The organism is Thermostichus sp. OS-CIW-33 (assembly GCF_054059615.1).
Window position 1 is genome coordinate 1 of the sequence record NZ_JBSSCH010000004.1, and the last position, 14775, is coordinate 14775.

Genomic DNA, 14775 nt, shown 5'->3' on the forward strand with positions numbered 1-14775 from the left:
AATATGCTTGCCCTTGCTTACCAGCCAGTTCGCTGTTTTGTCATGAAAATCTTTGCGCTGAGATAGTGGTTAGTGGATAGTCACTATTCACTATCTACTGGTCACTATCCACTAGTCACTAGCCATAGGCGGTTTGACCCTTTCTTCTCGCGAGACAAGGCTCGCTGCAACCTCTTGAGCCTGAGCTCTGCCTTGCGATAGTACTGGGGAACTGGAACAGACTCCCCCGCATCGGTCACCAAAAAGGAGTCCAGTCCCACGTCGATCCCTGTAGTGTTTTCCAGCGTTGCAGACTCAGGAGTAAACTCAGGGACGGACGAATCTTGCAGGCTCAAGGTCACATACCACCCGTCTGCCTTGCGGGTGATGGTAGCCGCCTTAATCACAAAGCCCTCAGGCAAAGGACGGTGCTGAATTATCCGAACAGCACCGATTTTGGGCAGATGGATAAACTGCCCGCAAATGCAGTCCTGTTGCATCGGGGGGAAACTGAAGGAGCGATACCGCCCAGCTCCCTTAAATCTGGGTTTCCCTGCCCGCTTGCCGTTACCGTCCCCCTTCAGCCACCGGTCGAATGCTTTGTGCACTCGCTCTATGCAGTTTTGCAGGACTTGCGAATGGACTGCTCTGTACTCCGGAAACAGGGCTTTCGTGCTCACCAAGTCCCGTTTCTGGGAGTAGAAATCGGGCTTGTCTTTCAGCTCAGGCAAGTGACAGATTAAGGGACAAGCATTGCTATCACAGCGATTGTGTTCCCACCACGCAAAGCGCTCTGCCAAGCGGTAGTTGTACTGCTTGCGTAACAAGTCTAGCCATTGGTCCATCAGAGCAACTTGGCTAGAAGTAGGGCGTAAGCGATACTGGTAAGCAGTTCTCATGATGAGGGTATAAAATCCTGCTACGCCGGTCATAGCACCAGTAAGGACGAAGCATCGTGTCCTCGCCTTTTATCCCGACCCTCACCCTGGATAGTGGTGAGTGGATAGTGACCAGCCACTAGTCACTAACAGAAGGCGGGGCTTCCCGCCGGTCTAGCTAACAAAGCCAATCCCCAAAGATCGAAAATGGCCCCCTGGCTGCGCCTCAGCCCCTCCATCTCTCCTGCAGCTTGAGCTCCATCTGCAGATCCCGCGCCGGGACAGGGTCAGCTTCCAGTCTTGCTGCCCATCTCGGCAGCTTGGATCAAGGCCCTGGCTCGCTGTTGATCCAACTTGGCTTGCAAGCGCTCTTGCTTGTCGCTGCTGGTATTCAAAACTTTGCTTGCTTCGTCCAAGAGGGCCTGAGCCGCTGCCTTATCCACTTTTTCACCCCGCTCTGCTCGGTTGACCAGGACGGTTACCTCGTTATTTTCGACTTCTGCAAATCCGCCCATGACCGCAATGGCCAACCACTTTCCATCGGCTTTGACCCGCATAACGCCATTGCCGATGGCGGTCAAGAGGGGGGCGTGCCCAGTGAGAATGCCCAATTGGCCCGAAGTGGCAGGGAGGATCACTTCCTCGCTGGGGGCATCCCAAACCGTGCGGTCGGGGGTAATCACACGAACCATCAGCGTCACGACAGATCTCCTGAGGGCTTGAACACTTTCGCGTCGGCGGTGCGGAGCACCCTGCTTCCGATCCTACCGGATCCGGATCCCTGCAGCTTTGCCGGGTTCTCCTTTTGTCTCTTCTCTCGAGGCAGCCACACTTAACCTGTGCATAACTTTGCCTTTACCTCAGGCTGGAAGGCAAGCGCTAAGGTGTTGTCGGGAACACTTATCTCTCGCCCCCACCTCAGCATTGACGGCCAGCCCATTGCTGTTGGTTTGCAGAAGGGAGCCCAACGACCGGTGCGCCCAGTTTCCCTAGCGGAGCCAGCCTATGCCTGAAGCGATGCCTAGCCATTTTGCTGCCGGCCTGTCCACACGGGAGCGCCAGCTGCTAGAAGACCTCTACCGAAGCCGCAGTTTATCCCCCTACACTCCCGGCCAGGTTATCCCTCTGTTTCCTGATGAATGGGTGATCGTCTGTCGGGGCGTGGTACAGTTGACCACCCTCTATCCCAATGGCGGTGAGGCGTTGTTGGGGTTTGCCGGCCCCTCCATGCCCCTGGGATCCCCTCTGACGATGCTGGATCCCTACCAAGCTAAGGCTTTGACGGCAGTTGATGTGCTGCGGCTGCCGGCAGCAGAGGTGGAAGCCTCAGAGATCCTGAGTCAAGGGCTGCTCAAGCAGGTGGTGCGTCGGCTGCGCCAAACCGAAGCATTGCTTGCCTTGGCCGGACGGCGGCGGGTAGAGGATCGGCTGCGCCAGTTGCTCTCCCTTTTGGCTGTGGAGCTGGGATCCCCGGTTGCAACAGGGGTGCGCCTGCAAGTGCGCCTTACCCACCAGGACTTGGCCAATGCCATCGGCACTACCCGGGTCACCATTACCCGTCTCCTAAACCGCTTTCGTCAGCAGGGCTGGGTTGCGGTGGACAAAAACCGGCACCTTGTCATCAAACTCGCCCACGCTCCGTAAAACCTTTAGAAACTGAGCAGGATCTGCTCCTAGGGCATGGCTGAAAGCTGGCAGTTTTTGGCTCGTAGTTAACTGCTGGGAGATGGAGCTGACGGGAGTCGAACCCGTGTCCGAGATGGGTACTGAGGGATCACTCATTCACAGGTTTAGCCTCTTTGACCCTCGAGGCGGGGATCGCCGCTTGGATCCCGGCGATGGGAGTTCTCCGCCTAATCTTAGTCTCTCCCTCGACGGAGCCAGAGTAGAGAGCTGCACCCGTTGGGGTTGTGATCCGCCCACTTAACGGGGTCGTGAGCAGATCCTCGAGCTCAGAGTAAGTTTTCGGTTACTGAGCCTTAGGCAGCCAAAGCAGCTGCTTTACGAGCAAAGGGTACGACGTTGTTCGCACGTACTGTTTTGAGCCTGGTGGTAACGGGATAAGCTCAATCCCGACCTGCATCATGAACCCATGTTCGCCACCCCGTCGAAACCGTTACAGCCCCGGGGTTGACTTGAGTCCAGCATAGCAAGATTTTTGGGGATACGGCCAGAACCTTTGCGAATGTGACAGAAGCTTTGCTAATATGACGAAGCTGCAAACTTGGGTCGGTAGCTCAGCGGTAGAGCACTCGGCTTTTAACCGATTGGCCCAGGGTTCGAATCCCTGCCGACCCATGTCAGTCTTCTTCTTCCAAAATGCGAGGCACCTTGAAGAACATGTCAGCTCGATCAGGGGCGTTGGCCAGGATCCCTTCGATATCCGGGTAGGGCTCAACTTCATCGGGGCGAGTGGGCAGTTCCATGTCCAGGACATGAAAGGTGGGCTCTACCCCCTCCGTGTCCAGCTCCTTCAGTTGCTCCACGTAGGCCAAGATGTCTGTTAGCTGCTCTGTGAACTGGATCTCTTCCTCCTCGGTCAGCTCCAGACGAGCCAAGTGAGCAACATGTTGGACTTCTTCCCGTTGCAGCATCCTCTCCTCCGGCTCCCAGATTATCGACTTGACTTAGCCCAGGGTAGCCGAGATCAACCGTTCGCGTTAACGGAACGGAGTCCTTCTGCAGGAAAGCTCAGTACACCTCCAGGTTGGCGCGCCCGGTGGTTTTCAGCCAGTTTTGGGCCTCGATGTAGTTGTTGGGGGCAATGCGAATGGCCCGAATCCAGTACTGGGCAGCCTCGTTGAACAGGGCCTCTGCTGTTTCCTCATCCCCGGCTTGCAGGCTCAGCTCGCCCTTGTGGTGCAGCAATACGGCAATGTTGTTCAGGGCAGAGCAAAGTCTTGGGTTCAACTCCAGAGCTTGGTGATAGTACTCCAGAGCCTTGTCCAGTTCGCCGTTGCTCTGGTAGATCAGGCCCATGTTGTAGAGAATGTAGCTGCGGTCTTCTTCCCCTTGCTCGAGGGCGAGGGCTTCTCTGTAGTTTTCTAGGGCCTCGGCGTATTCTCCTTCGCTCTGAGCGGCCATGCCATCCCGGTAGTAGGCAAAGGCTTTCTTTTCCTCGGAACTCACCCCTGGCAGCAGTTTCAGAATTAGATCGGCCATGACGGTGAAGGTCTTGTCAATGAAGTTGTCGTTCTTCATGCTGCGCGGCATGGCTGACCCCTTTTAAGTTTAGGACTAAGGATCTCTACTCTTGCGTTGTATCACGCCCAAGGCGGGATCCGAAACACAACCCCGTACTGCCCACCCCACCTCTGGTGAGGTTTTTGCTATGCCTGCGGGAGGGGAACTGCAACGCTGCTGCAACGAGGCTGCGAACGGCTTGGCCAAGGAACTTCCGAGCCTGTTAAGACCGTGTCGAGGAGCGCTTGCTCAGGCGCACAGGATGCCACTGCACGGTTTCGCCGGGGGAAACTTCGATCTCACAGGCGGTGTCGATCAGCCGCTGTGCCTGCGCTTGAGGGGTGGGATAGCGGGCCAGATCTGCATCCACTAAGTGGGGATGTTCCTGCAACAGCCGCATGAGAAACTCCTGCAATTCCTCGGGGCTGAGAAATTGCTCCGGCAAGCCCGGTATCAGCAGCACATAGTGGTTGGCAGCACGCAACAGTTCGGGTTCTGAGTCTAACATGGTGTGGGGTTGGGCGTCTTTTTTCCATCATGAACCAACGGGTTGCGCCTCTCTTGATATCCTGAAAAAGACTTTCCTTGCTCTTGTCCTCCGTCTTGTTGGCGTTTGAGATCTGCTTTCCCTATGGCCAAGCCGCGCACCCTCTCTGGCATTCAGCCCTCTGGCGAACTGCATTTGGGCAACTACTTGGGGGCAATTAAAAACTGGGTGGCCGAGCAGGAGCACTACGAGAACTTTTTTTGCATCGTCGATCAACACGCCATCACCGTTCCTCAGGATCCTAAGCTGCTGAGGGAGCGAACCCGTTCGCTGTTTGCCCTTTATTTGGCCTGCGGTCTCAGCCTGGAGCATTGCGTGCTATTCGTCCAGTCCCACGTGCCTGCCCATACGGAGCTGGCCTGGCTGTTCAACACCATCACCCCCATGAACTGGGCGGAGCGCATGATCCAATACAAGGAGAAGAAAGAAAAACAGGGAGAGGAGACCAGCGTTGGCTTGTTCAGCTACCCGATTTTGCAGGCGGCAGATATTTTGCTCTACCAGCCCAAGTATGTGCCGGTGGGGGAGGATCAGCGGCAGCATATTGAGCTGTGTCGGGACATCGCTCGCCGCTTCAATGACCGTTTTGGAGAGGTGTTTCTGATCCCAGAGGCCCTGATTCGTCCGGAGGGGGCGCGGGTGATGAGCTTAACCGACGGTACGCGGAAGATGTCCAAGTCGGATCCCTCGGATTTCAGCCGTATTCATCTGCTGGATGACCCGGATACCATCCGCAAGAAGATCCAAAAATGCAAGACCGACCCCATTCGGGGCATTACTTTTGACGATCCGGCTCGTCCCGAAGCCCACAATTTGTTGACGATTTACATGCTCACCTCCGGCAAAAGCAAGGAGGTAGTGGCGGCTGAGTGTGCCGAGATGGGGTGGGGGCAGTTCAAGCCCCTCCTTGCCGACAGCATCATCGCTGCCCTGGAGCCCATTCAGCAGCGCTACCGGGAACTGTGGAGCAACCCGGACCACCTGCTCGTTCTGATACGAGAGAATGCCGCTAAGGCCCGTGCCATCGCCGAGCAAACGCTAAAAACGGTGAGAGAGGCTATGGGGTTCTTACCCCCCTGAGGGATCCCTGCCCAAGCTTTGATCAGTCGGGGTTGCCATCGCGGATCTCGACGGTGCTCAAGGCGCTCACCAGCCAGTCTAAACCCAGCTCTGAGAGGATCCCTTTCCAGCCCAGGTGGAGGCGCTCCTGCCATTCTTGCCGGTGGTTAATCAAGTACACACAGACCAGAGTGATGCCCACTCCCAGCCATTGCAGCCGCGTCAGCGATTCCCCCAGAAAGGTGCTGCCAAACAGCAGGGCAAAGATGGGGGTGAGGAAGGTCAGGGAGCTGAACTCGGTGAGGTTTTCCTGGGAGGCGAAATAGAAGAAGAGGGCATAGGCCAAGGCGCTCCCCATCACCGAAGCGTAGAGAAGGCCCAGCCAGTGGGTTCCGCTCAGGTGTTGCCATTGCTGAGTCTCCGTCAGTCCCGACAGCAGGATCAAGGGCAGGCTGCCCAACACCATGTGCCAGCCCGTCGCCAGCACCGGATCCGCCACCTCCGCCACCTTGGGCATCATCACGGTGCCAACTGCCATCGACAGGGAGGCCATCAACATCCAAACGACGCCGGCCCCCAACTGCAGGGATCCCCCACCGGATAGGCCGATGAGGCCAATGCCGAAAACTCCCAGCCCCAGGCTCAGCCAGCCTAGGGATCCCATCCGCTCGCGGTAAAACCAGGTGGCCATCAGAGCCACCGCCAGCGGCTGCGAGTCGATTAGCACGGATCCCAGGCCTGCCCCTGTCTCTTTCAGCCCTTGGGCCAAAAATCCCTGAAAACATGTGCCATCCACCAGCGCAAACGCCAACACCCATAGCCAGCCGCGCAGCCCTCTGGGATGCCAGGCGTGAGACGCAGAACCCCGCCCCTGCCAGAGCCGAAAGGCAAGAACCAGGATCCCTGCCGGCAGCAACCGCAGAATGGCAATGAAGAGGGGGGTGGTCTCGGAGAGGGCATCTCGCATCACCACCATCGCCGAGCCCCACAGGAAAAAGGGGGCAATCATCAGGAGGCGTTGCCAGATAGGCTGAAAGAACAGGTCAGACTGAGCCATAAGTGCTTCAAACTTGGAGACGGAAGTTAACCCCATGTTAAGCGCTGGGGCAGCTCAGTTACAAATCTTAACTGTTGATGCATATTATGCCTGGCATGGGATCCCTGGAGGGCTTTCTCAACCTGGACAAGCCGGCGGGGCTCACCTCCCACGACTGTGTGGCAGTGGTGCGGCGGGTCTTGCGCACCCGCAAGGTGGGGCATGGGGGCACCTTGGATCCGGCGGCAACGGGGGTTTTGCCGATTGCGGTGGGACGGGCAACACGCTTTTTGTCGTTTTTGTCGGGGGATAAGGTGTATCAAGCAACCTTCCGATTGGGACAGCGCAGCGACACCGACGATGCCGAAGGGCAGATCCGAGTGGGATCCCCTTGTCCTGAGTTGAGTCGCGAGCAGGTAGAGCAGTGCTTGCGGGAGTTTACCGGCGAGATCTGGCAGGTGCCGCCCCTCTACAGCGCCCTTAAGCGCCAGGGGAAAAAGCTCTACCAGTTGGCCCGTGCCGGCGTGGAGGCTGCGGAACTCCAGTTGGAACCCCGACGGGTGGTCATTCGGCAACTGCGCATCCTGGGCTGGCGAGCCGGAGACTTTCCGGAAGTGGATCTGGAAGTTGCCTGTGGCCCCGGCACCTACATTCGTGCCCTTGCCCGCGATGTGGGGGAAAAATTGGGCTGTGGAGGGCTGATGAGCCGGCTGCGACGGCTGCAAAGTGGCCCCTTTCGCATCGCAGAAAGCCTGCCCCTGGAGAAATGGCAGGGATCCGCGGATCCCGCTGCCGCCCTGTTGCCCATTGAGTGGGGATTTGCCGATTGGGAGGCAGTAGAACTCTCTTCCGCCAAAGCGGAGCAGTGGCTGCAGGGTCAGGCCATTCCCCTCGACCGGCCTGTTGTCGATGCCCCTACTTTGCGGGTGCTGGACGAGGCGGGCAAGTTTTTGGGCTTGGGGTATGGTCAGGCAGGCCAGCTCAAGCCGCTGCGGGTGTTGCCGCCGGATCCCTAGAGTGTTGCAGAAAGGTTACATTTTTGTAACAACATTGGCCATTGTCTCAGGGGGAAGCGGGAAAGAAACCCCTGCATGCTAAACTTCTGAGGGCGAAGGGGAGACTGAAGCGTCGCCGTTGCCGGGCTCTGGCTCAATTTTCCAAGGTTGACCTTTGGATGTTGTCCGGCAAAATCTCTTCTCATTTTTTCATCTCAAGCTACTTTACAAAATAAAGTCACAAGAATGGAGCTGGGGATATGCGGGATGCCGTAACCACACTGATCAAAACCTACGACCTGACGGGCCGCTACTTGGATCGGGAGGCAATGGATGCGCTCAAGGCTTTTTATGACTCGGGGCTGCGGCGCATCAAGGCTGTGAACGTGATCAATCTCAACTCAGTGGATATCGTCAAAACGGCTGCTGCGGCCATGTTCGCCCAGGTGCCGGATCTCATCCGTCCGGGAGGCAACGCCTACACCACCCGCCGCTACGCCACCTGTTTGCGGGATATGGACTACTTCTTGCGCTACGCTTCCTACGCGCTGGTGGCTGCCGATAACAGCATTCTGGATGAGCGGGTGTTGGCGGGCTTGCGGGAGACCTACAACTCCCTCGGTGTGCCCATCGCCCCGACGGTGATTGGGATCCAAAACATGAAAACCCGCACCCTGGAGCTGCTTGGCTCCGGCGAAGACTATAGCTTTGTGGCCGAGCCCTTCGATTACCTGAGCGCCAAGCTGAGCGAAACCGATATCTGAGCGCCTACTCTCACTCGTCGGCGTAGGGATTGGCCGGCACCGGTATCGGCTCCAGCCGCTCGGCAACGATCACCAACTGAGATAATCCATCCCGCTGCTCCACGGCCATGCGCCCCTCCAGACGCAGCCAACTGTCGGCAGTTAACTGTTCTGCCTCTGGCCAGCGCACCGGCAAGCCCACGGGGTAAGCATCGGCAGCACAGCAGCTAACCAAAAACCGAGCAATAACAAAGTGGTCGGGTCGCTCGTCAGGAATGACGAACCCCTGCACCCGCACCGGCTGGTCTTCATAGGTGTAGGGATCCGGGTAAACATCCAAGGTGCGCACCCAGTCCAGCAGAGTACGCTGACGGGGGTCGAGCTTGGGGCGAAAAGCCTGCGGCTGGCTACGAGATACCCCCAGATAGGGAGATACCCCTCGGTTGAGGGCAGTTTGGCTGGAGAGCGGGCGTGGCTCGACCCAAAACCCCAGCAGGGCCGTCAGGATCAACAGTCCTGCGCCCAGCCGCGGCCCCAATAGTGAGGCATGGACTTCAGAAGAGGCAACTTTGGCTCCTCGCCAACGGCCAATCCCCAAGCCCAACAGACACAGCCCGGCCAACAGCGCCACATTCACGTAGCCGGGATTGATCAACATCAGCAGGGTGCCCCGCCAGCGATAAACGATCAGCAGGATCCCTAGCAACATCAGCCCAGCCGCCTCCCAGTAGGCCGTATTGCCCCACCGCAGCAGTTTGGACTCCCTGCTGCTGAGGCGACCACCGAGCCAAGACATAACCTTAGCTTTGGCGTGCGCTTCCTCTGGATTTTGCTTTATCTCGAACACGACCAGAACTGCTTTTGGGCATGGGTTGCAGCTTTTTCACACCACTCCGAGCCTAAGTTTAGCAATCCTCGCGGAAGTGCCCACTGCCGGCGTTGGGGAATGCCTGTGCTGCCAATTTCCCAGTCACAGGTATCGGGTTGCCCGAATAAGGCAAGGACTCCGTCCCCCTAACGCGAACAGCAAAACATTTCGTTTGGCTCACGTTCTTTGATTGCCGTCTTTACAGCTTCAGGGATCCCATCATCAATTCAACAAATCCAGCCACAGATAACCTCACATTGATATCCCATTGATAACGGACTTTAGCGTGATGGACAGGGTTGTAGGCGGGTGTATAAAGCCTAGGGAGTTGCTGCAATTTTGGCGGTCTGCTCTACAGTGGGATAGAGACAACTGAGATAGCACACGCGAATGTTGGCAAGGATACCTAGCTGGCTGCGGGGCGTGAGCTACGCCATCTATGGTTTTCTCTACCTGCCAATTCTGCTTATTGCGGTCTATTCCTTTAACCGCGCCCGCTTTGGGCTGGTATGGACGGGCTTTACCTTCGATTGGTACTTGGCTCTCTTTCGGAATGCCTCGATCTGGCAGGCGACGCAAAATACCCTCGTCCTGGCGTTGGTCAGCACGCTGGTCAGCACGCTGCTGGGATCCCTGCTGGGCTATGGGCTGTATCGCTATCGCTTCCCCGGTAAAAAGATCCTGCAGGGGCTGATGCTGTTGCCGGTGATCGTCCCCGATATTGTGATGGCCATCGCGCTGCTGCTGTTCTACCAGTTTGTGCGCTTTTACACGGGCCTCTTTGAGCTGGGCCTGGGGACGATGATCTTGGCCCACATTACGTTTCAGATTGCTTTTGTGGCTATTGTGGTGCGCAGCCGTCTCCAACTTTTGGATCCCGCCCTGGAAGAAGCAGCCTATGACCTCTATGCAAACACCTGGCAAAAGCTACGCTATGTCACCTTGCCCTTGGCCATGCCAGGGATCCAAGCTGCCGCTTTGCTGGCTTTTACCCTTTCGATAGATGATTTTGTCATCTCCTTTTTTACCAGTGGGCCGGAGAGCCTGACCTTGCCAATTTTGATCTACAGCACGGCGCGACGAGGAGTTACCCCGGAAATCAATGCCCTCTCCACCTTGATCATTCTGGTTACCTTGATCTTGGTCGTTGGCTTCCCCCTGCGGAGTGCTCCGCACCGCTGACGCGAACAGCCGCTCCCGCCTGGGATCCCGCTAGCCGTTCTCGACAGTTCCCCCTCTCCCCCTGAGAGAGGTTGGAGATGAGGGCCTAAGCCTAAGTGTTGAAGTAGCGGGCTGCCGGATGGTAAGCAACGATGGCGGTGGTGGACTGTTCCGGATCCAATTGATCGCTTTCGTCCATGGTGAGGCCAATGCGCTCGGCCTGGAGCAGCTCCAGCAGAATCCGTTGGTCGGCGATGTTTGGGCAGGCGGGATAGCCGAAGCTGTAGCGGGATCCCCGATAGCCCTGGTGCAGGATCTTGCGGATGTCGGGGCTATCTTCGTGGCCGAACCCCAGCTCCCGCCGGATGCGGGCATGGCACCATTCCGCCAGGGCTTCCGCCAGGGTCACAGCCAGGCCGTGGAAATACAGGTAGTCGGTGTACTGGCCTTCGGCAAACAGGCGCTGGGCATAGGCGGTGGCTTCTGCCCCTACCGTGACCGCCTGCATGGGGAAAACATCCACCAATCCTGTGGAGCGAGCGGCGAAGAAGTCGGCGATACAGTAGCGGTGGCCGGTTTTTTGGCGGGGGAAGGTGAAGCGGGCCAATTCCCGCACCCCTGGAGAGAGTTGCGGGCGCTCCACCGTGGGCAGTTGGAAATAGGTGGTGGAGCCTGGCTCCAGGGAAAACAGCTCGGGGAAGCTGGCCGGGTCGAAGAGGATCAAAGTGTTCCCCTCTGCCTGGGCCGGGAAATAGCCGTAGACAATCTGGGGGTGCAGCAGATCTTCTGCCAGGATCCGCTCTTTCCAGCGCTCGATCACCGGATCCACCTGGGTGGCGATAAACTCGGCAAACTCCTCTGCCGACTGGTCGCGGGGCTTGCGAATCTGCCATTGTCCGGCCACCAGGGCCTGCTTGTCGATGTAGAAGAAGACTTCCGGCCAAGGGATCTGATCTGAGGTGAGAACCTGGGATCCCCAGAAAGGCGGGATGGGTCGCTCGGTCTCCAGGGCAACGGCTTCAGAGCGGCGGGTGTCTTGGGACTCGGAGAGGGTGAGGGCGGGAGCAGCTCCCACGGTGGTCTCCGCAGGGGGCAGGCTGGGATCCGTTTCCTCTGGAACCCAAGAAGCCTCTTTCTGGCCATTGGCAGAGGGGGATCCCTGCTCCAAGTCATCCAGAAAACCCAGCCGGTCGTCCCAGCGTCCGGCAGCTTTGGCCTGCATCAGCCGATCCATAAAGTGGAGATCGACGAAGGCGTCGCGGCCATAGATCACCTGGCCTTTGTAGGTCTTGCGGCAGTCTTCTTCCACAAAGCGGCGGGTGAGGGCAGCCCCTCCCAAAATGACGGGAACCGTGATGCCCCGCTCGTTAAACACCTCCAAGTTCTCCTTCATAAAGGCGGTGGATTTTACCAACAGGCCGCTCATGGCAATGCAGTCGGCCTTGCTCTTTTCATAGGCTTCGATGATGTTCTCCACCGGCTGCTTGATGCCCAAGTTAATTACCCTGTAGCCGTTGTTGGTGAGGATGATGTCCACCAAGTTTTTGCCGATGTCGTGGACATCCCCCTTGACGGTGGCAATCAAAAGAGTGCCTTTGCACACTTCCCCTCCCACCTTTTCCATGAAGGGCTCCAGGTATTTCACCGCCGCTTTCATGGTTTCTGCCGACTGCAGCACAAAGGGCAGTTGCATCTTGCCGGCACCGAACAGCTCCCCCACCTCTTTCATGCCATCCAGCAAAAAGGTGTTGATGATCTCCAGGGGAGGATATTTCTGCAGTGCCTCCGCCAGGGTCTCCTCCAGGCCAATCCGCTCCCCGTCAATGATGTGCCGCCGCAGGCGCTCCTCCAGAGGCAGCGTGGCCAGGGATCTGGCTGCCCGCAGCTCTTGGCTGGAAACTCCCGCAAACAGCTCCGTCAGCCGCGCCAGGGGATCGTAGGTGCAAATGCCCGAGGACTCCGTCCCGCTAACGCGAACGGCGTTAAACTGCCGCCGATCCCAGATCAAATCCCGACACACCTGCTGCTGCTCTTCGGGGATCTTGTTCAGGGGCAGGATCTTGGCGGCACTGACGATAGCGGCATCCAGGCCGGCCTCGCGGCACTCGTGCAAAAACACCGAGTTCAACACCACGCGGGCTGCCGGCGAGAGCCCAAAGGAGATGTTGGAAATGCCCAAGAGAATGTGGGTCTCCGGGAAAGCCTGGCGGATACGGCGGATGGCCTCCAGGGTGGCTGCTCCGTTGCTACGGTCTTCCTCGATGCCGGTGGAAATGGGCAAAGCCAGGGGGTCAAAGAAAATCTCGTAGGGCGGGATCCCGTACTCAACCGCCTGGCGATAGGCCCGCTCGGCAATCTGGAACTTCTTGTCGGCGGTGCGGGCCATGCCCTCTTCGTCGATGGTGCCGATGACCACCCCGGCGCCGTAGGTTTTAGCTAGCTCCAGCACCTTGAAGAAGCGCTCTTCCCCGTCTTCGTAGTTGGTGGAGTTGAGCAGACATTTGCCCCCCGCCACCTTGAGGCCCGCTTCCATCTTTTGCCAATCGGTGGAGTCCAGCATCAGGGGGATTTGGATTTGGGTGACCAGCCGGGACACCAGCTCCCGCATATCCCGCACCCCATCCCGGCCCACATAGTCCACGTTGACATCCAACACATGGGATCCCTCCCGCACCTGCTCGCGGGCCAGGGCCACCAGGCCATCCCAGTCTTCGGCATTAAGCAGCTCCCGCATCTTTTTGGAGCCGCTGGCGTTGAGGCGCTCGCCGATGATTAAAAACGAGTTGTCCTGCAGGTAGGGCTGAGGGGCATAAATCGAGGCAGCAGCCTGGATCCGTTCGATGCTACGACGTTTGGGCCGCAACCCCTGCACGGCTTCCACCAAGGCGGCAATGTGCTCGGGACGGGTGCCGCAACACCCTCCCACCACCGCTACCCCCAGATCCCGCACAAAATGCTCCAGGTGGAAGCGCAACTGCTCCGGCGTGAGCTTGTAGTGGGCTTTGCCGCCGATGTTTTCCGGCAGGCCGGCGTTGGGAATGCAGGAGATGGGAAAGGGGGAATGCCGAGAGAGGTAGCGGATGTGCTCCACCATTTTGTCGGGGCCAGTGGCACAGTTGAGGCCCAGCACATCGATGGGATAGGGCTCCAGGATGGCCAGGGCCGCCCCGATCTCCGTGCCCACCAGCATTGTCCCCTGCACCTCAAAGGTCAGGGACACCACCACCGGCAGGCGGATCCCGCGTCGGGCAAACTCCTGCTGCACGGCCACCAGGGCCGCCTTGGTCTGCAAAATGTCCTGGCAGGTCTCGATGATCAGCAGATCCGCCCCACCGTCAACTAGCCCCTGCACCTGCTCCTCGTAGGCAGCCCGCATCTCATCAAAGCTGATGTGCCCCAGGGTGGGCAGCTTGGTGGTGGGGCCGATGGAGCCGGCCACAAAACGGGGCTTTTCCGGCGTCGAAAACTCGGCTGCTACCCGCTTGGCCAAACGGGCTGCTGCCACGTTCAGCTCGTAGGCTTTTTCCGGGATCCCGTACTCGGCCAAAACGATGGAGGTGGCCCCAAAGGTATTGGTCTCAACAACGTCGGCCCCCACTTCCAGAAAGCCGCGGTGTACCCGCTCCACCGCCTCCGGCTTGGTCAGCACCAGCATCTCGTTGCAACCCTCCAGCTCCGGCCCACCAAAATCCGCTGCCGTCAGGTTCTGGGCCTGGAGGGAGGATCCCATCGCCCCATCAAAGACAATCACACGTTCCTGGAGATGCTGCAGGAAGGGATGGGTCATAGAAGTCAAAGTCAGGCAGGGTGTCATCGACCTAGAGTCTGATTTAAGTTAGCATCGAGCCATTTGCTCGGACTAGGCCGAAGGATGGATCCCTGGCCAGGGCTTCCATTCTGGCCATTGTTGAGGTGAATTTAACATTTTCTTTGCCTGCCCCGTTGCTGTTTCCCCCAGGTCGGGCTAATTTAGGGAAGACGTTTTGGTGTGAACGGCTACAGTTGCTCGCAAGTGTTCCTCCCAGGGTCACTTGCCGCCTGCTGTAGAGCGATCTTCTCCTCGCAGGTTGGAGTGGTTGAGGTGCTGAATGTTCCGTCCCCTTGGTAAAGTGCCTCGCACTCCGTCGCAGGATCGACGAAGAGAAAGATCCACCTTTCGCCACCTCGAGAGGCCCCGTCCATCAAGACGAGTCTTGCGCCAGTTCAGTTGAGCTCCATGAGCGATATCTGCTTCCAGATTGACCCGAGCAATCGGTTATTCAGAAGCGGGCAGGCTGGCCTAGGGCAAGTCAGGCTTTGGCTTGCGGATATCGGCTCCCTCACTCT

Annotated in this window: 12 protein-coding genes, 1 tRNA gene, 1 other RNA gene and 1 pseudogene; 6 read left to right on the forward strand and 9 right to left on the reverse strand. The window is 58.2% G+C overall.

What is annotated here, in order from left to right:
• Positions 1-128: 128 nt before the first annotated feature.
• Positions 129-878, reverse strand: a pseudogene (locus ACVWZG_RS03685) (RNA-guided endonuclease InsQ/TnpB family protein); the annotation flags it as partial.
• Positions 879-1144: 266 nt separating this feature from the next.
• Positions 1145-1558, reverse strand: coding sequence for an ATP synthase F1 subunit epsilon (gene atpC / locus ACVWZG_RS03690; RefSeq protein WP_011433800.1), 414 nt, complete (start codon positions 1556-1558; stop codon positions 1145-1147).
• Positions 1559-1862: 304 nt separating this feature from the next.
• On the opposite strand from atpC, the gene ACVWZG_RS03695 reads away from it, so the two are divergent.
• Positions 1863-2501 carry a Crp/Fnr family transcriptional regulator gene (locus tag ACVWZG_RS03695; protein WP_414342684.1) on the forward strand — a complete coding sequence of 213 codons (639 nt, stop codon included), beginning with the start codon at positions 1863-1865 and terminating at the stop codon, positions 2499-2501.
• An 80-nt stretch (positions 2502-2581) separates the two neighbouring features.
• On the opposite strand, the gene ssrA is transcribed toward ACVWZG_RS03695, so the two are convergent.
• Positions 2582-2983: a transfer-messenger RNA gene (gene ssrA, locus ACVWZG_RS03700) on the reverse strand.
• Between the two features lie 100 nt (positions 2984-3083).
• Between ssrA and ACVWZG_RS03705 the strand changes: the two genes are divergently transcribed.
• Positions 3084-3155, forward strand: a tRNA-Lys gene (locus ACVWZG_RS03705).
• Positions 3156-3157: 2 nt separating this feature from the next.
• Here the strand turns inward: ACVWZG_RS03705 and gatC are convergent.
• The 3 genes from gatC to ACVWZG_RS03720 all read right to left on the reverse strand — a co-directional run bounded on the left by gatC (position 3158) and on the right by ACVWZG_RS03720 (position 4548).
• Positions 3158-3451 carry an Asp-tRNA(Asn)/Glu-tRNA(Gln) amidotransferase subunit GatC gene (gene gatC / locus ACVWZG_RS03710; RefSeq protein WP_414330390.1) on the reverse strand — a complete coding sequence of 98 codons (294 nt, stop codon included), beginning with the start codon at positions 3449-3451 and terminating at the stop codon, positions 3158-3160.
• 97 nt (positions 3452-3548) lie between these two features.
• Entirely contained in the window at positions 3549-4070 is a 522-nt protein-coding gene (locus tag ACVWZG_RS03715; protein ID WP_414342688.1) for a photosystem I assembly protein Ycf3, read from the reverse strand.
• Positions 4071-4263: 193 nt separating this feature from the next.
• The gene (locus tag ACVWZG_RS03720) at positions 4264-4548 is read right to left on the reverse strand and encodes a chlororespiratory reduction protein 7 (protein ID WP_457406443.1); all 285 of its coding nucleotides are present in this window, start codon (positions 4546-4548) and stop codon (positions 4264-4266) included.
• A gap of 123 nt (positions 4549-4671) precedes the next feature.
• On the opposite strand from ACVWZG_RS03720, the gene trpS reads away from it, so the two are divergent.
• A complete protein-coding gene (trpS, locus tag ACVWZG_RS03725; protein WP_457406440.1) occupies positions 4672-5667 on the forward strand; it encodes a tryptophan--tRNA ligase in 996 nt (331 codons plus the stop codon).
• Between the two features lie 22 nt (positions 5668-5689).
• On the opposite strand, the gene ACVWZG_RS03730 is transcribed toward trpS, so the two are convergent.
• The gene (locus ACVWZG_RS03730) at positions 5690-6703 is read right to left on the reverse strand and encodes a DMT family transporter (protein ID WP_457415218.1); all 1014 of its coding nucleotides are present in this window, start codon (positions 6701-6703) and stop codon (positions 5690-5692) included.
• 95 nt (positions 6704-6798) lie between these two features.
• On the opposite strand from ACVWZG_RS03730, the gene truB reads away from it, so the two are divergent.
• A complete protein-coding gene (gene truB, locus ACVWZG_RS03735; RefSeq protein ID WP_457406454.1) occupies positions 6799-7698 on the forward strand; it encodes a tRNA pseudouridine(55) synthase TruB in 900 nt (299 codons plus the stop codon).
• Positions 7699-7937: 239 nt separating this feature from the next.
• Positions 7938-8441, forward strand: coding sequence for an allophycocyanin subunit beta (apcB, locus tag ACVWZG_RS03740; protein WP_011433791.1), 504 nt, complete (start codon positions 7938-7940; stop codon positions 8439-8441).
• A 10-nt stretch (positions 8442-8451) separates the two neighbouring features.
• Here the strand turns inward: apcB and ACVWZG_RS03745 are convergent, their stop codons facing one another.
• Entirely contained in the window at positions 8452-9216 is a 765-nt protein-coding gene (locus tag ACVWZG_RS03745; protein ID WP_457406435.1) for a TIGR03943 family putative permease subunit, read from the reverse strand.
• Positions 9217-9678: 462 nt separating this feature from the next.
• Here ACVWZG_RS03745 and ACVWZG_RS03750 point away from each other — a divergent pair, with 462 nt between their 5' ends.
• Entirely contained in the window at positions 9679-10470 is a 792-nt protein-coding gene (locus tag ACVWZG_RS03750; RefSeq protein WP_457393522.1) for an ABC transporter permease, read from the forward strand.
• 91 nt (positions 10471-10561) lie between these two features.
• Here ACVWZG_RS03750 and metH read toward each other — a convergent pair whose 3' ends face one another.
• Entirely contained in the window at positions 10562-14236 is a 3675-nt protein-coding gene (gene metH / locus ACVWZG_RS03755; RefSeq protein WP_457406434.1) for a methionine synthase, read from the reverse strand.
• Between the last annotated feature and the right edge of the window lie 539 nt (positions 14237-14775).

Bases quoted from the DNA above. Each gene is read 5' to 3' on its own strand.
- ACVWZG_RS03695 (WP_414342684.1), top strand. From the start codon at position 1,863: ATGCCTGAAGCGATGCCTAGCCATTTTGCTGCCGGCCTGTCCACACGG.
- gatC (WP_414330390.1), bottom strand. From the start codon at position 3,451: ATGCTGCAACGGGAAGAAGTCCAACATGTTGCTCACTTGGCTCGTCTG.
- ACVWZG_RS03715 (WP_414342688.1), bottom strand. From the start codon at position 4,070: ATGCCGCGCAGCATGAAGAACGACAACTTCATTGACAAGACCTTCACC.
- ACVWZG_RS03720 (WP_457406443.1), bottom strand. From the start codon at position 4,548: ATGTTAGACTCAGAACCCGAACTGTTGCGTGCTGCCAACCACTATGTG.
- trpS (WP_457406440.1), top strand. From the start codon at position 4,672: ATGGCCAAGCCGCGCACCCTCTCTGGCATTCAGCCCTCTGGCGAACTG.
- ACVWZG_RS03730 (WP_457415218.1), bottom strand. From the start codon at position 6,703: ATGGCTCAGTCTGACCTGTTCTTTCAGCCTATCTGGCAACGCCTCCTG.
- truB (WP_457406454.1), top strand. From the start codon at position 6,799: ATGGGATCCCTGGAGGGCTTTCTCAACCTGGACAAGCCGGCGGGGCTC.
- apcB (WP_011433791.1), top strand. From the start codon at position 7,938: ATGCGGGATGCCGTAACCACACTGATCAAAACCTACGACCTGACGGGC.
- ACVWZG_RS03745 (WP_457406435.1), bottom strand. From the start codon at position 9,216: ATGTCTTGGCTCGGTGGTCGCCTCAGCAGCAGGGAGTCCAAACTGCTG.
- ACVWZG_RS03750 (WP_457393522.1), top strand. From the start codon at position 9,679: ATGTTGGCAAGGATACCTAGCTGGCTGCGGGGCGTGAGCTACGCCATC.
- metH (WP_457406434.1), bottom strand. From the start codon at position 14,236: ATGACCCATCCCTTCCTGCAGCATCTCCAGGAACGTGTGATTGTCTTT.